16 protein-coding genes, 2 tRNA genes and 3 rRNA genes are annotated in these 19987 nt (G+C 62.4%); 8 read left to right on the plus strand and 13 right to left on the minus strand.

Going from position 1 to position 19987, the window contains the following annotated elements; all coding sequences use genetic code 11:
- Positions 1-51: 51 nt before the first annotated feature.
- Genes CUREI_RS09055 through pgm form a run of 3 tightly spaced genes read right to left on the minus strand, consistent with a single transcriptional unit; the run spans position 52 to position 2971 of the window.
- Positions 52-786 carry a DsbA family protein gene (locus CUREI_RS09055; protein ID WP_038612887.1) on the minus strand — a complete coding sequence of 245 codons (735 nt, stop codon included), beginning with the start codon at positions 784-786 and terminating at the stop codon, positions 52-54.
- A gap of 58 nt (positions 787-844) precedes the next feature.
- Positions 845-1327 carry a MauE/DoxX family redox-associated membrane protein gene (locus CUREI_RS09060; protein ID WP_269077726.1) on the minus strand — a complete coding sequence of 161 codons (483 nt, stop codon included), beginning with the start codon at positions 1325-1327 and terminating at the stop codon, positions 845-847.
- 18 nt (positions 1328-1345) lie between these two features.
- Positions 1346-2971: a phosphoglucomutase (alpha-D-glucose-1,6-bisphosphate-dependent) gene (gene pgm / locus CUREI_RS09065; RefSeq protein ID WP_038612889.1), complete on the minus strand. Its 1626-nt coding sequence runs from the start codon at positions 2969-2971 to the stop codon at positions 1346-1348.
- Between the two features lie 121 nt (positions 2972-3092).
- Between pgm and CUREI_RS09070 the strand changes: the two genes are divergently transcribed.
- The 5 genes from CUREI_RS09070 to CUREI_RS09090 are packed head-to-tail and all read left to right on the plus strand — an operon-like array spanning position 3093 to position 5946.
- Positions 3093-4511 carry an alanine/glycine:cation symporter family protein gene (locus CUREI_RS09070; RefSeq protein ID WP_038612891.1) on the plus strand — a complete coding sequence of 473 codons (1419 nt, stop codon included), beginning with the start codon at positions 3093-3095 and terminating at the stop codon, positions 4509-4511.
- A 10-nt stretch (positions 4512-4521) separates the two neighbouring features.
- Positions 4522-4863, plus strand: coding sequence for a fluoride efflux transporter FluC (locus tag CUREI_RS09075; RefSeq protein ID WP_038612893.1), 342 nt, complete (start codon positions 4522-4524; stop codon positions 4861-4863).
- Positions 4856-5224, plus strand: coding sequence for a FluC/FEX family fluoride channel (locus CUREI_RS09080; RefSeq protein ID WP_051952313.1), 369 nt, complete (start codon positions 4856-4858; stop codon positions 5222-5224). The genes CUREI_RS09075 and CUREI_RS09080 overlap by 8 nt, the downstream gene beginning before the upstream one ends.
- Before the next feature lie 19 nt (positions 5225-5243).
- Positions 5244-5594, plus strand: a complete 351-nt coding sequence (locus tag CUREI_RS09085; protein ID WP_038612895.1) for a CrcB family protein — start codon at positions 5244-5246, stop codon at positions 5592-5594.
- On the plus strand, positions 5587-5946 hold the full coding sequence (locus tag CUREI_RS09090; protein ID WP_038612897.1) for a FluC/FEX family fluoride channel: 360 nt from the start codon (positions 5587-5589) through the stop codon (positions 5944-5946). Before CUREI_RS09085 ends, CUREI_RS09090 begins: the two co-directional genes overlap by 8 nt.
- Positions 5947-5951: 5 nt before the next feature.
- Here CUREI_RS09090 and CUREI_RS09095 read toward each other — a convergent pair whose 3' ends face one another.
- The 5 genes from CUREI_RS09095 to CUREI_RS09115 form a co-directional block, all read right to left on the minus strand.
- Complete coding sequence (locus CUREI_RS09095) at positions 5952-8465, minus strand: ABC transporter permease (protein WP_330216987.1); 2514 nt, start codon at positions 8463-8465, stop codon at positions 5952-5954.
- 20 nt (positions 8466-8485) lie between these two features.
- Complete coding sequence (locus CUREI_RS09100) at positions 8486-9214, minus strand: ABC transporter ATP-binding protein (protein WP_038612901.1); 729 nt, start codon at positions 9212-9214, stop codon at positions 8486-8488.
- Positions 9215-9461: 247 nt separating this feature from the next.
- Positions 9462-9579: ribosomal RNA gene (gene rrf / locus CUREI_RS09105) — 5S ribosomal RNA — on the minus strand.
- Positions 9580-9747: 168 nt separating this feature from the next.
- Positions 9748-12834, minus strand: a 23S ribosomal RNA gene (locus CUREI_RS09110).
- Between the two features lie 412 nt (positions 12835-13246).
- Positions 13247-14765: ribosomal RNA gene (locus CUREI_RS09115) — 16S ribosomal RNA — on the minus strand.
- Together the 16S, 23S and 5S rRNA genes form the textbook arrangement of a ribosomal RNA operon.
- Before the next feature lie 22 nt (positions 14766-14787).
- Between CUREI_RS09115 and CUREI_RS12325 the strand changes: the two genes are divergently transcribed.
- Positions 14788-15087, plus strand: coding sequence for a hypothetical protein (locus tag CUREI_RS12325; protein ID WP_144242448.1), 300 nt, complete (start codon positions 14788-14790; stop codon positions 15085-15087).
- A gap of 254 nt (positions 15088-15341) precedes the next feature.
- Here the strand turns inward: CUREI_RS12325 and murA are convergent, their stop codons facing one another.
- Together murA and ramA are read right to left on the minus strand one after the other, a co-directional pair.
- Positions 15342-16592 carry a UDP-N-acetylglucosamine 1-carboxyvinyltransferase gene (gene murA, locus CUREI_RS09120; RefSeq protein ID WP_038614348.1) on the minus strand — a complete coding sequence of 417 codons (1251 nt, stop codon included), beginning with the start codon at positions 16590-16592 and terminating at the stop codon, positions 15342-15344.
- A 45-nt stretch (positions 16593-16637) separates the two neighbouring features.
- Positions 16638-17480 carry an acetate metabolism transcriptional regulator RamA gene (gene ramA / locus CUREI_RS09125; protein WP_038614350.1) on the minus strand — a complete coding sequence of 281 codons (843 nt, stop codon included), beginning with the start codon at positions 17478-17480 and terminating at the stop codon, positions 16638-16640.
- Positions 17481-17755: 275 nt separating this feature from the next.
- Here ramA and cysK point away from each other — a divergent pair, with 275 nt between their 5' ends.
- On the plus strand, positions 17756-18697 hold the full coding sequence (cysK, locus tag CUREI_RS09130; RefSeq protein ID WP_038612903.1) for a cysteine synthase A: 942 nt from the start codon (positions 17756-17758) through the stop codon (positions 18695-18697).
- Positions 18698-18804: 107 nt separating this feature from the next.
- Complete coding sequence (gene epsC, locus CUREI_RS09135; protein WP_038612905.1) at positions 18805-19404, plus strand: serine O-acetyltransferase EpsC; 600 nt, start codon at positions 18805-18807, stop codon at positions 19402-19404.
- On the opposite strand, the gene CUREI_RS09140 is transcribed toward epsC, so the two are convergent.
- From CUREI_RS09140 to CUREI_RS09150, 3 genes are all read right to left on the minus strand, one after another.
- Entirely contained in the window at positions 19401-19691 is a 291-nt protein-coding gene (locus tag CUREI_RS09140) for a GNAT family N-acetyltransferase (RefSeq protein ID WP_051952314.1), read from the minus strand. The two genes, epsC and CUREI_RS09140, sit on opposite strands and share 4 nt — an antisense overlap.
- 59 nt (positions 19692-19750) lie before the next feature.
- Positions 19751-19823: transfer RNA gene (locus tag CUREI_RS09145), tRNA-Phe, on the minus strand.
- Positions 19824-19851: 28 nt separating this feature from the next.
- Positions 19852-19925, minus strand: a tRNA-Asp gene (locus CUREI_RS09150).
- Positions 19926-19987 lie beyond the last annotated feature (62 nt).

Raw genomic sequence — 19987 nt, forward strand, 5'->3', positions numbered from 1 at the left:
GCGAAACCGCCCCACCCCAGGGCCGGAGTGAGGCGGCGAAAAGCCAGGCGATTAGAGCTCGGACAGGGTTTGCGGCCAGTCGTTGCGGTCGCCCTGGATGTCCTCGATGTCCTTGCCGTCCACCAGCACGCGCGGCGTCCACGCCTCGCCGGTCTTATCTTCCTGGTACGCACGGTTTGCGTCGCCCATGCGCTTGGCGGTGTCGATGTACTTGCCGTCGCGGATGTCCCGGACGGCGTCGTCGGACGCGCCGTAATCGCGCGCCAGGTCTGCGAAGCCGTCGTTGTCGTACTTGTTGTACGCGGACTGCTGGTTCGTGAACAGGTAGTCGCGCAGCGTGAACGCCTGGTTCACGTCGCCGTGGGCGAACAGCGCGAGCTCAGCGGCGAGCGCCTCGGTGGAGTGGCCGATCTGGCCGTTGTCCAGCGCGGTCATCGGGCGCAGGTCCACGTTGATCTCGCCGGCCTTGAGCTTGTCCAGCATCGCCTCGTCAGATACGGCGTGCAGGTCGGCGCAGTGGGAGCAGGAGAAGTCCTCGAACAGCTCGGCGGTCTTGGCGTCCTTGTTGCTGCCGGTGAGGTGGATGATGTCCTCGTCCTCGTTCCAGGCGACATTAATGCCGGTGGCGTCGATCATCTCTTCCTGCATCGCGGCGTTGCGGTTTTCGCGGCCGTTGTACACGATTAGGCCGATGACCAAAAGGGCGATAGCCAACACGGCGAGCACGGCCCAGATGAACGCGGCGTTGCCCTTCTTGTTCGGGTTCTCCACTTTGCGTGTGGTCACAGTCTTCTCCTGTTGTGCGGGCCCGGAGGCGTTGCGGCTACTGCTTACCCGGCCAAGTTTAGGGGTAGATGGCGAACTTCTTAAACGGGCGCCACATCATAAACGCGGTGATGGCGATGTAGGCCACGTCGCGCGCCACGGTGACGAGCAGGTTGGTCTCCCCCTCCCCCGCGGCGGAGGGGTCGAAGCAGCCGCAGTCGATGACCAGGCCGCGCTGCCACGCAGAGAGCATCCCGATGATGAACAGCGTCAGCACGATGATGGAAACCTTGCCGGACCAGCGCAGGAAAATACCCAGCAGGAGCATCAACCCGCCGGCCAGCTCCAGCGGGCCGATGATGTGCGCCAGCAGGTAGGACCAGTCGGGTGTGAAGATCTCGTAGCCCTCGATGGTCTTGGACACGTCGAGCGGGACGCCGATCTTGGAAATGCCCGCGTCAATCCACACGTACGCCATGTAGAACCGGGCAAGTGCGGACAAAATGTCCAGCACCAGGGTCTTTGTGTCGCGCGATGGCGCCGGGGTCGTCGTAGTACTCACCCTTGGAACACTAGCCCACTACTGCCCCAGCACGTCCGCGACGAGCGCTGTGGCCTCCTTTTGCACCTGCTTCACGTGGTCCTCGCCCTTGAAGGATTCGGCGTAGATCTTGTATTTGTCCTCGGTTCCGGACGGCCGCGCCGCAAACCACGCGTTCTCGGTGACCACCTTCAGTCCGCCAATTGCCGCGCCGTTGCCGGGAGCCTCCGTCAGCTTTGCGACGATCGCTTCGCCCGCCAGCGTATCCGCCGTGACCTGCTCCGCGGACAGAGATTTCAGCTTGGCCTTCTCTTCACGCCCGGCAGGCGCGTCGATGCGCGCGTAGGCCGGCGCGCCGAATCGCTGCTCCAGCTCTGCGTAGCGCGCCGACGGCGACGTGCCGGTCACCGCGGTGATCTCCGCGGCCAACAGATCCATGATCAGCCCGTCCTTGTCGGTGGACCACACGGTGCCGTCCTTGCGCAGGAAGGACGCGCCGGCGGATTCTTCGCCGCCGAACCCGATAGCGCCGTCGATAAGCCCCGGCACGAACCATTTGAACCCCACGGGCACCTCCACCAGCTCGCGGCCGAGAGAGGCGACGACGCGGTCGACCATGGACGAGGACACCAGGGTCTTTCCCACGGCGGTGCCCCCGTCCCAGCCCTCGCGGTGGCTGAACAGGTACTCGATGGCCACGGCTAGGTAGTGGTTCGGGTTCATCAGCCCTGCGTCCGGGGTGACAATGCCGTGGCGGTCCGCGTCCGCGTCGTTGCCGGTAGCCAGGTCGAAGCGCCCGCGGCTGTGCACCAGCGAGGCCATGGAATCCGGGCTGGAGCAATCCATGCGGATCTTGCCGTCGGTGTCGAGGGTCATAAACCGCCAGGTGGCGTCGACGTCCGGGTTCACCACCTCCAGGTTCAACCCGTAGCGCTCGCCGATCGCGCCCCAGTAGTCCACGCTCGCGCCGCCCATGGGGTCCGCGCCGATGTGCAGGCCCGACGCTTTGATCGCGTCCAAGTCGACCACGCTGCCCAGGTCGGACACGTAGTGGTCCAGGAAGTCGAAGCGCCCCGCCCGTTCGTCCAGCACGCCGGTAACCGACGCGCGCTCCACGCCCTTCAGCCCGGCCTTGATGTACTCGTTCGCGCGGGCGGCGATCCAATCCGTCGCCTCCGCCGGGGCAGGGCCGCCGGTGGGTGGGTTGTACTTGAATCCCCCGTCACGCGGCGGGTTGTGGGAGGGGGTGACCACGATGCCGTCGGCCTTATCCCCTTTGTGTGTCAAGATCGCGTGGGAGACGGCCGGGGTGGGCGTGTAGCGCCCGGAGGCGTCGACACGCACCGGCACCCCGTTGCCGATGAGCACCTCCAGTGCGGAGACCATCGCCGGCTCCGACAACGCGTGCGTGTCGCGGCCGATGTACACCGGCCCGTCGATGCCCTGGCCGCGGCGGTAATCCACGATCGCTTGGGTGGTGGCGAGGATGTGCGCCTCGTTAAAGGCGTTGTCCAGCGAAGAGCCGCGGTGGCCCGATGTGCCGAAGACAACCTGCTGGTCTGGGTCGTCCGGGTCGATGTCGCGGGTGTAGTAGGCGGTGACTACCTCGGCGATGTCGATAAGGTCCTCGCTGCGGGCAGGCTGCCCGGCACGCTCGTGTGCCATGGTCGTGCTCCTCGTTGGGGTTGTGATTGCGGTGAAGCTGGTACGCACACCATCATCGCCCGTGAATGTATTTCTCGCCACCTTAATAGTATTCGTCTAACCGTATGTTTTACTGCTGGCTATGCTCGACACCTTGAACGACGTCCTCAGTGCCGTCTCCTCCTTCGTCTGGGGTCCGTTCGTGCTCATCCCCCTCTTGTTGGGCACCGGCCTGTTCTTGACCATCCGGCTGCGGGGCATCCAGTTCCGCACACTCGGGCGCGCCACCCGCCACGCGTTCGTGGACAAGTCTGAGGACGGCGCCGGCGACATTTCCAACTACCAGGCACTTACCACCGCCCTTGCGGCTACCGTCGGCACCGGCAACATCGTCGGCGTGGCCACCGCCATCTCCATCGGCGGGCCCGGCGCGCTGTTTTGGATCTGGGTCACCGGCATCGTGGGCATGGCATCCAAGTACAGCGAGGCATACCTGGGCGTGCGGTTCCGCACGACGGATACGAAGGGCAAGCAACAGGGTGGCCCGCACGAGTACCTCAAACGCGGCGTCGGCGGTCGCCTGGGCAAGCTCCTCGCCGCCGCGTTCACCCTCTTCACCATCTTCGCATCTTTCGGCATCGGCAACCTCGCTCAGGGCAACTCCATCGCCGCTGGCATGAACGACGCCTTCGGCGTCAGCCCCAACGTCGCCGGCGTGATCATCTTCTTTGCTGTCGGCGCTGCGGTGCTCGGTGGCATCGAGGGCATCGGCAAAATCACCGCGGCGTTCGTGCCGCTGATGATCGTCATCTACGTCGGCGGCGGCATCACCGCCCTGGTGCTCATGGCGGACCGGGTGCCCGAGGCGATTGCCACCATCTTCACCGACGCGTTCACCGGCACCGCCGCCACCGGCGGGTTCGTCGGCTCCGGCATCATGCTGGCCATCCAGTTCGGTGTGGCCCGCGGCATTTTCTCCAACGAATCCGGCATGGGCTCCGCTGCCATCGCCGCCGCGGCCGCGAAGACGCAGCACCCGGCGCGCCAGGCGCTGGTGTCCATGACCCAGACGTTCATCGACACCATCCTCGTTGTCACCATCACCGGCCTGGTCATCGTCACCGCCGGCACCTGGGACATGGGCCGCGAGGAAGCCGCCATCATGACGGCCACCGCCTTTGAGACGGCACTTCCCGGCGAGTGGGGCAGCCTGATCGTCTCCGTCGCCCTGATCTTCTTCGCGTTTTCCACCATCCTGGGCTGGTCCTACTACGGCGAGCGCGCGATCGTGGCGCTGTTCGGTGACTGGGCGTCCATCCCCTACCGCATGTTCTTCACCGCACTGTCGTTTGTGGGCGCAGTGGCGTCGCTGGAGCTGGCGTGGACGTTCTCCGACCTGTCCAACGGGCTGATGGCCATCCCGAACCTGATCGGCCTGCTGCTGCTATCTGGCCTGGTGGTGCGTGAGACCCGCGAGTACCTCGCCTGGGACCCGTACCTGAAGAAGACGCCGGAAGAGGTCGCGGAGTTCGTGGAACGCCAGCAGATGGACTGGCGTTAGACTCCCCCACGTGGACACATTCCGAACTGCGCTTTCTATCGGCCTCGGGGCGGGCCTTGGGGCCGTGCTCAGGCACCTTGTTGTGTACCTTGGCGCCGCACCCGGCACCACCGCGGCACTCGCGCTGACCTTCGCCGTGAACATCGCCGGCTGCTTCGCCATGGGCGCGTGGAAACCGGGCCCGGTGTGGGGCACCGGGTTTTTGGGTGGTTTTACCACCTTCTCCGCCGTCTCTCTCGCGGCGTACCAGTCGCATGCGCTCACCGCGCTGGTCATTATGGTGCTCAGCTTTGCGACGTCTATAGTTTCATACCTTCTCGGCCACACCCTCCGGGAGCGACGCCATGGCTAAATGGCTCGGATTGGCACTCACCTTGGCCGTCGTGTTCGCAGGCGGCGTGCTCGGCGGCATGGCCCGCTTCGGCCTGACCCGGCTGATCGAAAACGCCCGCGCCGCCACCTTCGCCGCCAACACCGTGGCCTGCACCATCGCCGGATTCGCCGCCACCGCCCCAATCGCGTGGCAGATCGGGCTTGGCGCCGGGCTCGCAGGGGCGCTTTCCACCTGGTCCACGCTGGCGCGCGAGCTCGGCGACCTGATCACCGCCCGGCAGTACCGGCCGGCCCTGCGCTACGCGCTGCGCACCGCTGTCATCGGCATCATCGCAGCCTGGTTCGGCATGCGCTGGGGCCTTCGCGCCTTCGCCGGTTAGGGCGATAAGGTGGACAAATGTGCAGTTCGATGACCTCCAAACCGGCCTTACAGTAGCCCTCGGCGCAGGGTGCGGAGCTGTCGCACGCTTCCTCGTGCTCATCTGGGTCAACCCCACCACGCCCGAAGCGCTCGCGCTAACCGTGACCTCCGCGGTCAACCTCGTCGCCTGCTTCGCCATGGGCCTGTTCCAACCCGGCCCGTTCTGGGGCGTGGGCTTCCTCGGCGGGTTCTCCACCCTCTCCGCGGTCTCCCTGACCGCGGTGTCGGATTCTCCGCTGTGGGCCGGTTTCATCATCGCGCTCAGCCTCACCACCGCCACCCTGGCCTGGATGGCGGGCGACGCCACCCGGGGGCGCCACCATGCCTGACGTGCTGCCGCTTGCCGTGGGGGTTTTCGCCGTGTTCGTCGGCGGCATGCTGGGCGGGTTTGTCCGCTGGCTGCTTATGCGCCAGATCCCCAGCCCACTGGTATCCACGTTCGCGGCGAACGTCTCGGCGGCCGCAGTCATCGGGTTCGCGGTCGCGGCGCCCGGCACGTGGCGCACCGCCATCGGCGTCGGCTTCGCAGGTGCCCTGTCCACCCTGTCCATGCTGGCCCGCCAGCTCGGGGAGATGGCCAAGGCCGGCGAGTTCGTCCTAGCCGCGAAGTACGGCGTGGGCACCGCCCTGGCCGCCATCGCGGCCTCCGCCATCGGCGTATACGGGTTCGGGCTCGGGTAGGCCCCCTACTCCGCGATAGCGTCCAGCGGCGGGGTCTTCGCGGCCCGGCCGGCCGGCCACACCGCGGCAAGCAGGCCAACCAGGAACGACCCTGCGAGGACGGTGAGGATGAGCGGCCACGGAACCGCAATCGTCGTCAGACCTTTCGCTTCAAGCACCGTGAGAAATGCCCACCCCAGACCCAGCCCCAGCACCACACCTAAGAGCGCACCGTACACCGTCATTTGCACAGATTCGAGCGTGATCATCGTGCGAATCTGCGGGCGCTGGGTGCCAACCGCGCGCAGCATGCCGATCTCTTGCCGCCGCTCAATCACCGACAGGGTCAGCGTGTTCACGATGCCAAGGACGGCGATGACCACTGCCAAAGAGAGCAGCGCGTAGAGGATAAACAGCATTTGATCGATCAGGGCGGAGACCTCCCCGGTCATGTCTTCGGTGGAGCGGACCTGGACGACGATATCGTGGCGGACCGCATCTTCCAGGTTCGCCCGCAGTTGCGCTTGGTCGACCGTGCCGTCGTTGTTCACCCCGATCATGAGGACACGGCCCGAGCCCCGAGCACCCGTGGCCGCGGCCGCCTCGTCCGACACGACGAACGACTGCAGGATGTTGGACCCCTGGAACAGCCCGCCGAGGGTTGCCTCAACCGCCTCACCCGTGGGCCCTGCCACAGCCAACGTGTCGCCGACCTCCCATCCCCGTTCGCGCGCGATTGCCGCCGGGGCGATCACGGTGAAGCCGTCCAAGCTGGAGCTCCCCTCCACGACATCCAGGGCGATGAGGTCCGCCGGGTCGCCGCGCAGCACGTCGGTCACGCCCACCGGCCCGAGACGGTAGCCGAATTCGCCATCCACCGTGACAGGCACCTGCGTGTAGCTGACAGTCTCGCCAGCGCCGTCGATGTCTCTGAGACGCTCTGGTAGGTCCGCCGGTAGCGAAAACGCCGCGTTTTGTGGCCCGGAGAGCACGAAATCCGCGCTCACTTCTGTGGTGGCCACATTGTCCACGGAACGTTTCATCGAGGCCCCGAGCATGCCGATCACGGTGACCAGCGCGATACCGAGCATGAGCGCGAACGCTGTCGTTGCCGTGCGCCTGGGATTGCGCCGCGTGTTGGTGGATGCGAGCTTGCCCACTGCACCGGACGGCGCACCGATGGCCCGGCCGAGGGGCGGCACCACGGGCAGGCTCAGCGCCGGCCCTGCCAAGAACAGACCCGTGATCGCGGCCAGAGCCGCCACACCGACCAGCGCCGCCCGCCGGCCCGTTGAGCCGTAAGACCAGGACATCGCGTACCCGGCAGCCGCGACGCCAACGGCTACGAGGATGAGCCCGGCAATCGTGCGCCACCGCAGTGGTTGCGGCGTGGCGGCTTCGCTCGAGCGCATAGCCTCTACCGGCTTGACCTGCCCCGCGCGCAGTGCAGGCGCAAGCGCGGAGAGCACCGTCACCAGCGTCCCCACCGCCAGCGGCACGACCACCGCGCGCGTTGTGAGCAGCGTCCCCGAATCTGGCAGCGACATCCCGTACGCACCCATGGCTGCCCGGATCAGCGCCACCAGCCCCACGCCCCCGGCCACGCCAAGCGCCGAGCCGACAACCCCAACGAGGGCTGATTCCAGCGCCACCGACCGGGTAATCTGCCCCCGCGACGCGCCCAACGCCCGCAGCAGCGCAAACTCGCGGGTGCGCTGAGCCACGATCATGGAGAACGTGTTGGCGATCAGGAACGTCCCCACCAGCAGACCGACCAGGCCAAACGCGATCAGAAAGTAGCTGACAAAGCTCAGGGCATCACGAATCTGCTTCGATAGCTCCTCGGCAACCTCGGTACCCGAACGCACATCCAAGTCGGGGAACTGGGCTTTCAGCCTATCGACGACCTCCGGTCCCCCATCCACCGTGAGCGCCGGCACCGACTCGCCGTCCGTGAACGCCTCGCGGTACGCGTTCTCGCCGACGCGCAGCACCAGCGACGTCTCCTGCGCCAGCGGGTCGTCGTACAGCCCCGTCAGCGTGAACTCGTGGCGCCCATCCTCGCCCACCACAATGAGCGGTTCACCGATGTCGAGGCCGTAGTATCTCGCACCATTGTCGTTAAGCGCGACGTCGCGAAGGGACGTCGGAGCCGAGCCGCTGACAAGCAAGGGCGCATCGCCTACCGCATCATCGCCACCGTAGTACGGCAGAAGGCGCGAGGTGCCGAGCTGCGTTTGAATCGCAACCTCATCCTGCCTTGCGACGACCACAGGTTCATCCGCGAACACGTTGACCCGCGATACCCCCTCGTCCGCCCTGATCGCCTCGAACGTAGACAATGCAATACCGCTATCGCCCTCACCGGGGCGCACCACAGCATCCACGTCGTCAAGCGCTGTACCCACCGCTGAGTCGAACGTCGACGACAACATGCTGGTAAACATCAGCGCACCCGACAGGAACGCCGTTCCGAGCACCACGGCCACGAGGGTCAGCGCGAGCCGCAGCTTGTGGGCAGCGACATTGCGTAGGGACACTTTGCCCAGCGTGCTTACCATCACCCCTCCATGCCCGCCATGACGCGCAGGATGGAGTCCATATCAGGGTCCCGCATCTCATCGACAATGTTGCCGTCGCGCAGGAAAATCACCCGGTCCGCATACGAAGCCGCTCGGGCGTCATGGGTAACAATCACGACCGTCTGCCCGTCTTGGTCAACCGCCGTGCGGAGAATCTCCAAGACTTCGCGCGAGGCATTCGAGTCCAGATTGCCCGTCGGCTCATCACCGAAGATCAACTCCGGCCGCGACACGAGAGCGCGGGCACACGCCACACGCTGCTGCTGCCCACCCGAGAGCTCCGCGGGGCGATGGCTGAGTCGCTCCGTGAGCCCAAGGCGCCGGGTTACCTCCTCAAACCATTCAGGATCGACCTTCCCTCCCGCGATGTTGGTGGGCAGCGAAATATTCTCAGCCGCAGTAAGCGTGGGCACGAGGTTGAACGACTGGAAAATAAACCCCAGTCGATCTCGGCGAAGCGACGTCAGCTCCTTGTCGCTCAACTGCGAAAGATCGGTCTCGCCGATGTAGGCGGAGCCCCCAGACGCCCCGTCCAAACCCGCCATCACGTGCATCAACGTCGACTTCCCCGAACCAGACGGTCCCATGATTGCAGTGAACTCATGACGAGCAAATTCGACGTCCACGCCGTCCAGCGCGCGCACCTCTGTATCGCCTCTACCGTACGTCTTCACCAGACCAACCGCCCGGGCTGCTGCTTCGACCATCCGTACACACCCTCCAAGAAGCGCGCTTTATATCCCCACCGGACTATACGCAACGGTCCAGATATTCCGACCCCTGGTGTAGAAGTTGACGATAAGACGCGTCCGGCGCGGTATCCGCCTAGGCCAGTATCGCGCGGTGTCAACCCTTACACCCCCCGCACACGCGAAAGCACCCGCCACCACACCAACCCCGAAACGGGGCCATCACGGTGTGGTGGCGGGTGCCACAACATATCAAGTTTTTAAGCGTCGGCGGTAACCTACTCTCCCACTCCCTCCCGGGAGCAGTACCATCAGCGCGGGCGGGCTTAGCTTCCGGGTTCGGAAAGGGACCGGGCGTTTCCCCGCCGCCATCAACCACCGACACACCCACAGGGGCATGCACGACACTGACACGCAGCGAACATATGCACTTCACACTGTCAGCCAACCCACCACCACAAGCGGTGGGTGGTGTGCTGTGTCAGCGACTGCACAGTGGACGCGAGAACATTTCATCGTGTTTTACGCGGTGTTACCTACCAACACGTCGTGTGTTGGTGTTTATCGGCTCATTAGTACCAGTCACCTCCACGCATTACTACGCTTCCAGATCCGGCCTATCAACCCAGTCGTCTCCTGGGAACCTCAAACGAAACCTCATCTCAAAACAGGCTTCCCGCTTAGATGCTTTCAGCGGTTATCCCTCCCGTACGTAGCCAACCAGCCATGCCCCTGGCGGAACAACTGGCACACTAGAGGTACGTCCGTCCCGGTCCTCTCGTACTAGGGACAGCCTTCTTCAAGTTTCAACGCGCGCGGCGGATAGAGACCGAACTGTCTCACGACGTTCTGAACCCAGCTCGCGTGCCGCTTTAATGGGCGAACAGCCCAACCCTTGGGACCTACTCCAGCCCCAGGATGCGACGAGCCGACATCGAGGTGCCAAACCATCCCGTCGATATGGACTCTTGGGGAAGATCAGCCTGTTATCCCCGGGGTACCTTTTATCCGTTGAGCGACACCACATCCACAAGTAGGTGCCGGATCACTAGTCCCGACTTTCGTCCCTGCTCGACACGTACGTCTCGCAGTCAAGCTCCCTTGTGCACTTACACTCTACCCACCTGATTGCCAACCAGGCTGAGGGAACCTTTGGGCGCCTCCGTTACATTTTGGGAGGCAACCGCCCCAGTTAAACTACCCACCAGGCACTGTCCCCAACCCAGATCATGGGCCAAGGTTAGATATCCACTACGGTCAGAGTGGTATTTCAACAACGACTCCACACACACTAGCGTGCAYGCTTCWAAGTCTCCCACCTATCCTACACAAACCGCACCGAATGCCAATACCAAGCTATAGTGAAGGTCCCGGGGTCTTTTCGTCCTGCCGCGCGAAACGAGCATCTTTACTCGTACTGCAATTTCACCGGGCCTGTGGTTGAGACAGCAGGGGAGTCGTTACGCCATTCGTGCAGGTCGGAACTTACCCGACAAGGAATTTCGCTACCTTAGGATGGTTATAGTTACCACCGCCGTTTACTGGGGCTTAAATTCTCCGCTTCGGACCAAAAAGCCCTAACAGGTCCTCTTAACCTTCCAGCACCGGGCAGGCGTCAGTCCGTATACATCAACTTAACCGTCTTCGCACGGACCTGTGTTTTTGATAAACAGTCGCTCCCCTCTCTTCTCTGCGACCCACACCAGCTACCACACGAAACATGCTTGACCAGCATGGGTCCCCCTTCTCCCGAAGTTACGGGGGCATTTTGCCGAGTTCCTTAACCACAGTTCACCCGCTCGCCTTAGTATTTTCTACCTGACCACCTGTGTCGGTTATGGGTACGGGCCGTACACACACATCGCTAGAGGCTTTTCTCGGCAGTACAGGATCACCAACATCACCCACMMAAGGGCTACGCATCACGCCTCACACAMAWGACAACCGGATTTGACCAATGTTGTCGTGCCACACGCTTGCACCGCAATCCAATAAGCGGCTCGGCTACCTCACTGCGTCACCCCATCACTGACCTACAACGGATCAGGCCCCACGCATCACCACCAACCAACCACTCAAAGAGTGATCAACGTCAGCAGATCAGGGTGGTTAGTATCACCGCTTCGATACTGGGCGCGCATATACGGGTACGGGAATATCAACCCGTTAACCATCGACTACGCCTGTCGGCCTCGCCTTAGGACCCGACTCACCCTGGGAAGACGAACTTGACCCAGGAACCCTTAGTCATCCGGCGGGCAAGATTCTCACTTGCCATTCGTTACTCATGCCTGCATTCTCACTCGCATGCAGTCCACCGCTCCTTACAGTACGGCTTCACCCCACACACGACGCTCCCCTACCCAAGCCAAAAAGGCTTGCCGCGGCTTCGGCGGTGTGCTTGAGCCCCACTACATTGTCGGCGCGAAACCACTCGACCAGTGAGCTATTACGCACTCTTTCAAGGATGGCTGCTTCTAAGCCAACCTCCTGGCTGTCTTCGCGATCCCACATCCTTTTCCACTTAGCACACCCTTAGGGGCCTTAACCGGCGATCTGGGCTGTTTCCCTCTCGACTATGAAGCTTATCCCCCACAGTCTCACTGCAATGCACCACTTCACCGGCATTCGGAGTTTGGCTGACGTCGCTAAGATGATAGTCCCGCTCAACCAACCAGTAGCTCTACCTCCGGCAAGCTCACATCACGCTGCACCTAAATGCATTTCGGGGAGAACCAGCTATCACGGAGTTTGATTGGCCTTTCACCCCTACCCACAGCTCATCCCCTCAGTTTTCAACCTAAGTGGGTTCGCGCCTCCACAACCTCTTACAGCTGCTTCACACTGGCCATGGGTAGATCACCCCGCTTCGGGTCCAGGACATGCCACTAAAAACACCCTATTCGGATTCGCTTTCGCTACGACTACCCCACAAACGGGTTAACCTCGCGACATGCCGCTGACTCGCAGGCTCATTCTTCAAAAGGCACGCCATCACACACWWAACGGTGCTCTGACGGATTGTAAGCGCATGGTTTCAGGAACTCTTTCACTCCCCTCCCGGGGTACTTTTCACCATTCCCTCACGGTACTTAAATCCACTATCGGTCACACTGAGTATTTAGGCTTACCGGGTGGTCCCGGCAGATTCACAGCAGATTCCACGAGCCCGCTGCTACTCGGGGACATGCACCACACAACCACACATGCCTTCACGTACGGGACTCATCACCCTCTCCGGCGCACCATCCCAGATGCTTCCACTGACACGCGCGAATCATGCCTGCAGGTGGCAGCCTGCACACGCACACACCCCACAACACCGCACACGCAACCCCTGCCAGGTCTYACACGCACACGGTTTAGCCTCATCCGCTATCGCTCGCCACTACACACGGAATCACAAATTGTTTTCTTCTCCTACGGGTACTGAGATGTTTCACTTCCCCGCGTCAACCCCCACACAGACTATGAATTCACCTGCGGGTAACACCACACAACCGGTGCTGGGTTTCCCCATTCGGACATCCTCGGATCAACGCTTTGTTGGCAACTCCCCGAGGCATAACGCAGCCTCACACGTCCTTCATCGGCTCAGCATGCCAAGGCATCCACCATACGCCCGTAACAAAACACACGGACACACAAACAATCAAGGTAAATAACACCAAAACACAAAAAAGAAAGATACTCGCGTCCACTATACAGTTCTCACACAACACAACCCCCACACAAACCAGCAAACAACCGCCGCCRGCYCACRMMARGGGCCCAACAAGGACACACAAACCTGTGCTGCCCCAGACACCCAACAGTGCACCAATGCTTACAAACCTTCTGTCACGCAACAGGTGCGCATCACCCACCCACAGCACCACACAGCAMACAACCCACCARTAAGCAGTACGCCACCTGACCATCCAGATCAAGCAACCAACCACCACTAGGTGTGCGTCCACCCGGCACAACATATTTCATGGCAGTCGCACACTCGGCGACATCAACCACACAAAAAAGCCCACAACTGTGAGCCASAAAAAAACTCCTTAGAAAGGAGGTGATCCAGCCGCACCTTCCGGTACGGCTACCTTGTTACGACTTCGTCCCAATCGCCGATCCCACCTTCGACAGCTCCCATGACAGGCCACTGGCTTCGGGTGTTACCAACTTTCATGACGTGACGGGCGGTGTGTACAAGGCCCGGGAACGTATTCACCGCAGCGTTGCTGATCTGCGATTACTAGCGACTCCGACTTCATGGGGTCGAGTTGCAGACCCCAATCCGAACTACGACCGGCTTTACAGCGATTCGCTCACCCTCACAGGCTCGCATGCGCGTTGTACCGACCATTGTAGCATGTGTGAAGCCCTGGACATAAGGGGCATGATGATTTGACGTCATCCCCACCTTCCTCCGAGTTAACCCCGGCAGTCTCTCACGAGTCCCCACCATAACGTGCTGGCAACATAAGACAAGGGTTGCGCTCGTTGCGGGACTTAACCCAACATCTCACGACACGAGCTGACGACAACCATGCACCACCTGTACACCAACCACAAAGGGAAACCGTATCTCTACGACGATCTGGTGTATGTCAAGCCCAGGTAAGGTTCTTCGCGTTGCATCGAATTAATCCACATGCTCCGCCGCTTGTGCGGGCCCCCGTCAATTCCTTTGAGTTTTAGCCTTGCGGCCGTACTCCCCAGGCGGGGCGCTTAATGCGTTAGCTACGGCACGAACCCCGTGGAAGGGACTCACACCTAGCGCCCACCGTTTACGGCATGGACTACCAGGGTATCTAATCCTGTTCGCTACCCATGCTTTCGCTCCTCAGCGTCAGTTACTGCCCAGAGACCTGCCTTCGCCATCGGTGTTCCTCCTGATATCTGCGCATTCCACCGCTACACCAGGAATTCCAGTCTCCCCTACAGCACTCAAGTTATGCCCGTATCGCCTGCAGTCCCGCAGTTAAGCTGCGGGCTTACACAAACGACGCGACAAACCACCTACGAGCTCTTTACGCCCAGTAATTCCGGACAACGCTCGCACCCTACGTATTACCGCGGCTGCTGGCACGTAGTTAGCCGGTGCTTCTTCTCCAGGTACCGTCACAAAAACGCTTCGTCCCTAGCGAAAGGAGTTTACAACCCGAAGGCCGTCATCCCCCACGCGGCGTCGCTGCATCAGGCTTGCGCCCATTGTGCAATATTCCCCACTGCTGCCTCCCGTAGGAGTCTGGGCCGTATCTCAGTCCCAATGTGGCCGTACACCCTCTCAGGCCGGCTACCCGTCGACGCCTTGGTAGGCCATTACCCCACCAACAAGCTGATAGGCCGCGAGCTCATCCCACACCGAAAAAACTTTCCACCACAACATCCAAGAAGTGGTCCTATCCAGTATTAGACCCAGTTTCCCAGGCTTATCCCGAAGTGCAGGGCAGATCACCCACGTGTTACTCACCCGTTCGCCACTCGAGTACCCAAGCAAGCTTGGGCCTTTCCGTTCGACTTGCATGTGTTAAGCACGCCGCCAGCGTTCATCCTGAGCCAGGATCAAACTCTCCACAAAAGTTTCAGCAAGAAACAAGGCCGTGAAAAGCCCGAAACCCAACCAAAAACAAACCACCCAACACCACCACACCAAAAAGGCAGTGATGCTGAACTGGCACAAAAATTCCAAAAATTACAAGGTTCAAAAAACAACCGACCCCAACCCGACGGGGCAAAACAGGGCCGATCACAAATACGCGAGTAAAAAGCATGTCAACCACACCCCAACACGCACTGAACCAAAAAAGATGACGCGATTAGTTATTGGAATTCAACCACGCCACCACCGGCACACACCCAACAAGCAGGCATCCACCACACAGTGCACAAAGGGCGGGTGACACACACCCACGCAACAAAAGTACATTGGTACACTATCGAGTTCTCAAACAACACCAGCACACCCAACACCAACCCACACAACATGAGCCAGCATCCAAGTGACTGAAGGAATCCACCAGCGATTGTTTTCCTGCCCGCCACCCAAACCGGAGCACCTTCTCGGCCTCTCCAGCGGGGCGTTGTCGGTCTCGCTGACTTGGTATAAGCTACACACACCCCAGCAACAACACAAATCCCCAGCTAGAAACGCATTTTAGATGCGTTCTACATGCGCCCCAAGCGCGTTGAGTTGCTCCACAAACGCCGGGTAGCCGCGGTCGATGTGGTGTACCCCGTGCACCGTGGTCTCACCTTCCGCCACCAAGCCGGCAAGCACCAGGCCAGCGCCGGCGCGGATGTCGGATGACCAGACATCGGTGGAAGAGAGCGTGTCCACGCCGCGCAGCATCACGTGGTGGCCGTCAACCGTCGCGTCCGCGCCGAGGCGAAGCATCTCGTCCACAAAGCGGAACCGCGCCTCGAAGACGTTCTCGGTAATGACCGAAACGCCGTCGGCGACGGTGGACAGCGCGATTGCCATCGGCTGTAGGTCTGTGGGGAATCCGGGGTACGGCAGGGTTTGGTAGTCCACGGCGCGGGGGCGCTGGTCCATGCGTACACGGAAGCCGTTGTCATAGGTCTCGACGTCTGCGCCCGCCAGTTTGAGCTTGGACAGCGCGAGGTGAAGGTGGCCGGGGGCCGCGCCGGTAACCGTGATATCGCCCTGGGTCATGGCCGCCGCATACGCCCACGTGCCGGCGACGATGCGGTCGCCCACCACCGTGTGCTCTGTGGGGGACAACGCATCGACCCCGTCGACCGTGATCTGGGAGGTACCCGCGCCCTCGATCCGCGCTCCCATGGCGTTGAGCATCGAGCACAGGTCGACGATCTCGGGCTCGCGCGCAGCGTTATCCAACACCGTCCGGCCATCGGCGAGGACCGCCGCGGTGACAATGTTTTCCGTGGCGCCGACGGACGGGAAGTCCAGTTTGATCGACGCGCCGGTGAGCTTCGCAGCCCGGGCGACCACGGCCCCGTGCTCGATGTGGGTGGTCGCGCCCAGTTTCTCCAGGCCAGACTGGTGCATGTCGAGGGGACGTGACCCGATGGCGTCGCCACCCGGTAGGGCCACGTATGCCTCCGTGCACCGCGCTACCAAGGGGCCGAGGACCGCCACCGAGGCGCGGAACTGGCGCACAGCGTCAAAGTCCGCATGCGGGGAAACCACCGCGGGGGTGTGAATCCGGACGACATCACCCTCGATCTCCACCTCGCACCCCAGGCCGACCAGAACGTCGCGCATGAGGGGGACATCCAAGATCTGGGGGCAATTGCGCAGTGTGGTAGTGCCTTCGGCCAACAGTGACGCCGCCATGAGCTTGAGCACGCTGTTCTTAGCGCCGTCGACTCGAACTTCGCCCGCCAGCCGGGCGCCGCCAGTTACCAAAAACCGTTCTTTCACGTCCGCCACAGTACAGAACCGTGAGGGACGTCGATAAGCAACTGCTTACGGCAGCGCGCCGATGCGGCGGGCCGCGTTGACCGCCTCGTAGCGGGTGTGCGCACCGAGCTTTCGCATGACGCTGCGCAGGTAGGACTTGACGGTCTCGGCGCCAATGCCCATCTCGGCGGCGGCCTCGACGTTGGTGTGGCCGAGCGCCACGCACGCGAGGACGTCGAGCTCGCGTGCGGAGAGCTTGGTGGTCTGCTTCACCGTGACCGGGGACACCAGCTGCTCGCACAGCTGCTCCAGTTCCTTGCGCAGCGCCTCGTCCTCCACGCGGTTGGTCAGCATGCGCAGCTTCGAGTGCGTCGCACGCACCTGTTCCCACTCGGCGCCGTTCATCGAGCGGCCAGCCTTCGCCCCCGCGCCTTCTGGGCCGTCAGAGGAGCGGAGCGCCATGTTGACCGCAAGCTCCTGCTCGAGGGTGCGCGCTGTCATGGCCACCTCTTCGATGACCTTGTCACCCAGCCGCACCGGGGAATGCACGCCCACGTAGAGCACGCCCCGGATCTCGCGCTGCACGATCACCGGTACGGCGACGATGGAGTGCAATCCCTCGTCTTGAATCTGCTGGTCGTACTCGTGGGAAATCACGGACGCCCGTGTGTAATCGGCGATGCCCACCGCCCGGCGCGTGGACACGACGCGCCCGCCCACGCCGGCGCCCTCCGCGATCGTCAGGTTCTGCAGCGCCGGGGTGCGGAGGCCGATCCACTGCGTGATCTGGATCCGGTTGTCCGCCAAGAGGGTGCCGTACATGGCGACCGGAATACCGGTTGCGGTCTTCAACGCGGTCAGTGCCGCACGAATCGCGTCATCGTCGTCCTTGATGCGCTGCGCATCCATCGTCATACGTGCCGCCTTCCACCGTTTTCGGGTGCACCCGTTGGGGGCACACAAGGAGCCGAACAGGACTCGGAAACAGGACAAGCATATCGCGCGAACGGGGGTAGCCAAACTTAACCCCGCTGCGCAGACACAGCTCGAGACGATGAGCAGCCCCGGCACCACCACCCTCATGAACTACCCGGTACGGCATAAGTGAACCACCTAGTCTAGTAGGCTATGTATGCTTTGGCTTGGAAACGACAAAATCCACGAAACCCCAGGAGGGGATCACAATGGCAAAGATTGCAAGCAACGTCTTGGACCTCATCGGCGGCACTCCGCTGGTAGAGCTGACGGACATTGCCGAGGCGCACGGCGCGAAGGCCCGCGTGCTGGCAAAGCTGGAGTTTTACAACCCGGCCAACTCCGTGAAGGATCGCATTGGTAAGGCCATCGTCGAGGCCGCAGAGGCCTCCGGCGAACTGAAGCCCGGCGGCACCATCATCGAGGCGACCTCCGGCAACACCGGCATCGCCCTCGCCCTCGCGGGCGCAGCCAAGGGCTACAAGGTCATCCTCACCATGCCGGAGACCATGTCCAACGAGCGCCGCGTGCTGCTGCGCGCCTACGGTGCAGAAATCGTGCTCACCCCGGGTGCGGCTGGCATGAAGGGCGCCGTAGAGAAGGCCAACGAGCTGGTTGAGCAGAACGAGGGCGCGATCCTGGCCCGCCAGTTTGAGAACGAGGCCAACCCGAAGATCCACTACGCCACCACCGGCCCGGAGATCTGGAACGACACCGACGGCCAGGTCGACATTCTGGTGGCCGGCGTGGGCACCGGTGGCACCATCTCCGGCGCGGGCAAGTACCTCAAGGAGCAAAACCCCGACTTCAAGGCCATCGCCGTTGAGCCGGCGGCGTCCCCGATGCTGTCCAAGGGCGAGGCTGGCCCGCACAAGATCCAGGGCCTGGGCGCGAACTTCGTGCCGGGCACCCTCGACCGCAACATCGTGGACGAGATCATCACCGTGACCAACGAGGACGCGATCGCAACCTCCCGCGAGCTCGCGGTCAAGGACGCGATCCTCGGCGGCATCTCCACCGGCGCGAACATCAAGGCGGCCCTGGAGGTCGCGGCCCGTCCCGAGAACGAGGGCAAGACCATCGTCACCATCGCGTGCGACTTCGGTGAGCGCTACGTTTCCACCGTGCTCTACGAGGACATCCGCGACTAGCGGCTGCTAATCGACGAGCTGACGCTCCCCCACGCCCCGGCAAACGCCGGACGCGTGGGGGAATGTTTATCCCCGCCCAGAATGGGCATCTAGGTACACTTCGCCCCATGCTTTCCCTGGCTACAAAGGTTATCTCCACCGTGCGCGAGGACCTAGAAAACGCGCGCGAGCACGATCCGGCCGCTCGCGGCGACGTAGAGAATGCCATCGTGTATTCGGGCTTGCACGCCATCTGGGTGCACCGCATCTGCCACGCCATGTGGAAGCGCGATATTAAGGGACCCGCGCGCATGCTGGCGCAGTTCAACCGCTTCCTCACCGGCATTGAAATCCACCCGGGGGCGACGATCGGCCGCCGCTTCTTTATCGACCACGGCATGGGCATCGTCATCGGTGAGACCGCAGAGATCGGCGACGGCGTGATGCTCTACCACGGGGTCACCCTCGGCGGCCAGGTGCTCACGCAGACCAAACGCCACCCCACCATCGGGGACAACGTCACTATCGGCGCGGGCGCGAAGGTGCTAGGGCCGGTGACTATCGGTGCCGGCTCCGCCGTCGGCGCGAACGCGGTGGTGACCAAGGACGTGCCGGAAAACTCCATCGCGGTTGGTATTCCCGCAAAGTTCCGCCCCCGCAAGACGGACGAGCACGTTCGGTTGGTGGACCCGGACTGCTACGTGGATACGGGCAGCTACATCATTTAGGCCAGAAGATCCTGATAGGACGGGTTCTGGTCGATGAAGCGCTCCACCGCAGGGCACGTCGGGGTGACCTTGAGGCCGTCCGCGCGCGCATCGTCGAGCGCCGCCTGGATCAGCGGCTTGGACAGCCCCTGGCCACGGAATTTCGGGTCTACCACGGTGTGGGGCAGGTCGCGCACGCCGTCCGCGTCGGCGTAGGTGGCGAAGCCAGCAACCTCGTTGTCGACGAGGATCTCGTACTGTCCGGCTGCTTCGTTTTTTTGCACGGAAAATTCAGGCTGTACAGACATGCGGACGACTATATGCGAAACCCCTTCCGCTTTGGTGCGGAAGGGGTTTCGCAGGTGTGTGGCCAGAGCCAGGATCGAACTGGCGACCCCACACTTTTCAGGCGTGTGCTCTACCGACTGAGCTATCTGGCCAGAACTACTCGTTTTCCAAGCAATTCAGCGACCCTGACGGGACTTGAACCCGCGACCTCCGCCGTGACAGGGCGGCGCGCTAACCAACTGCGCCACAGGGCCATATTCTCTTGTTTCGTGCCCGCTCCAGCGCGTTTCACACTGTCGCTTGCACGAGTTGATAC

The organism is Corynebacterium ureicelerivorans, assembly GCF_000747315.1.
Lineage (GTDB): Bacteria > Actinomycetota > Actinomycetes > Mycobacteriales > Mycobacteriaceae > Corynebacterium > Corynebacterium mucifaciens.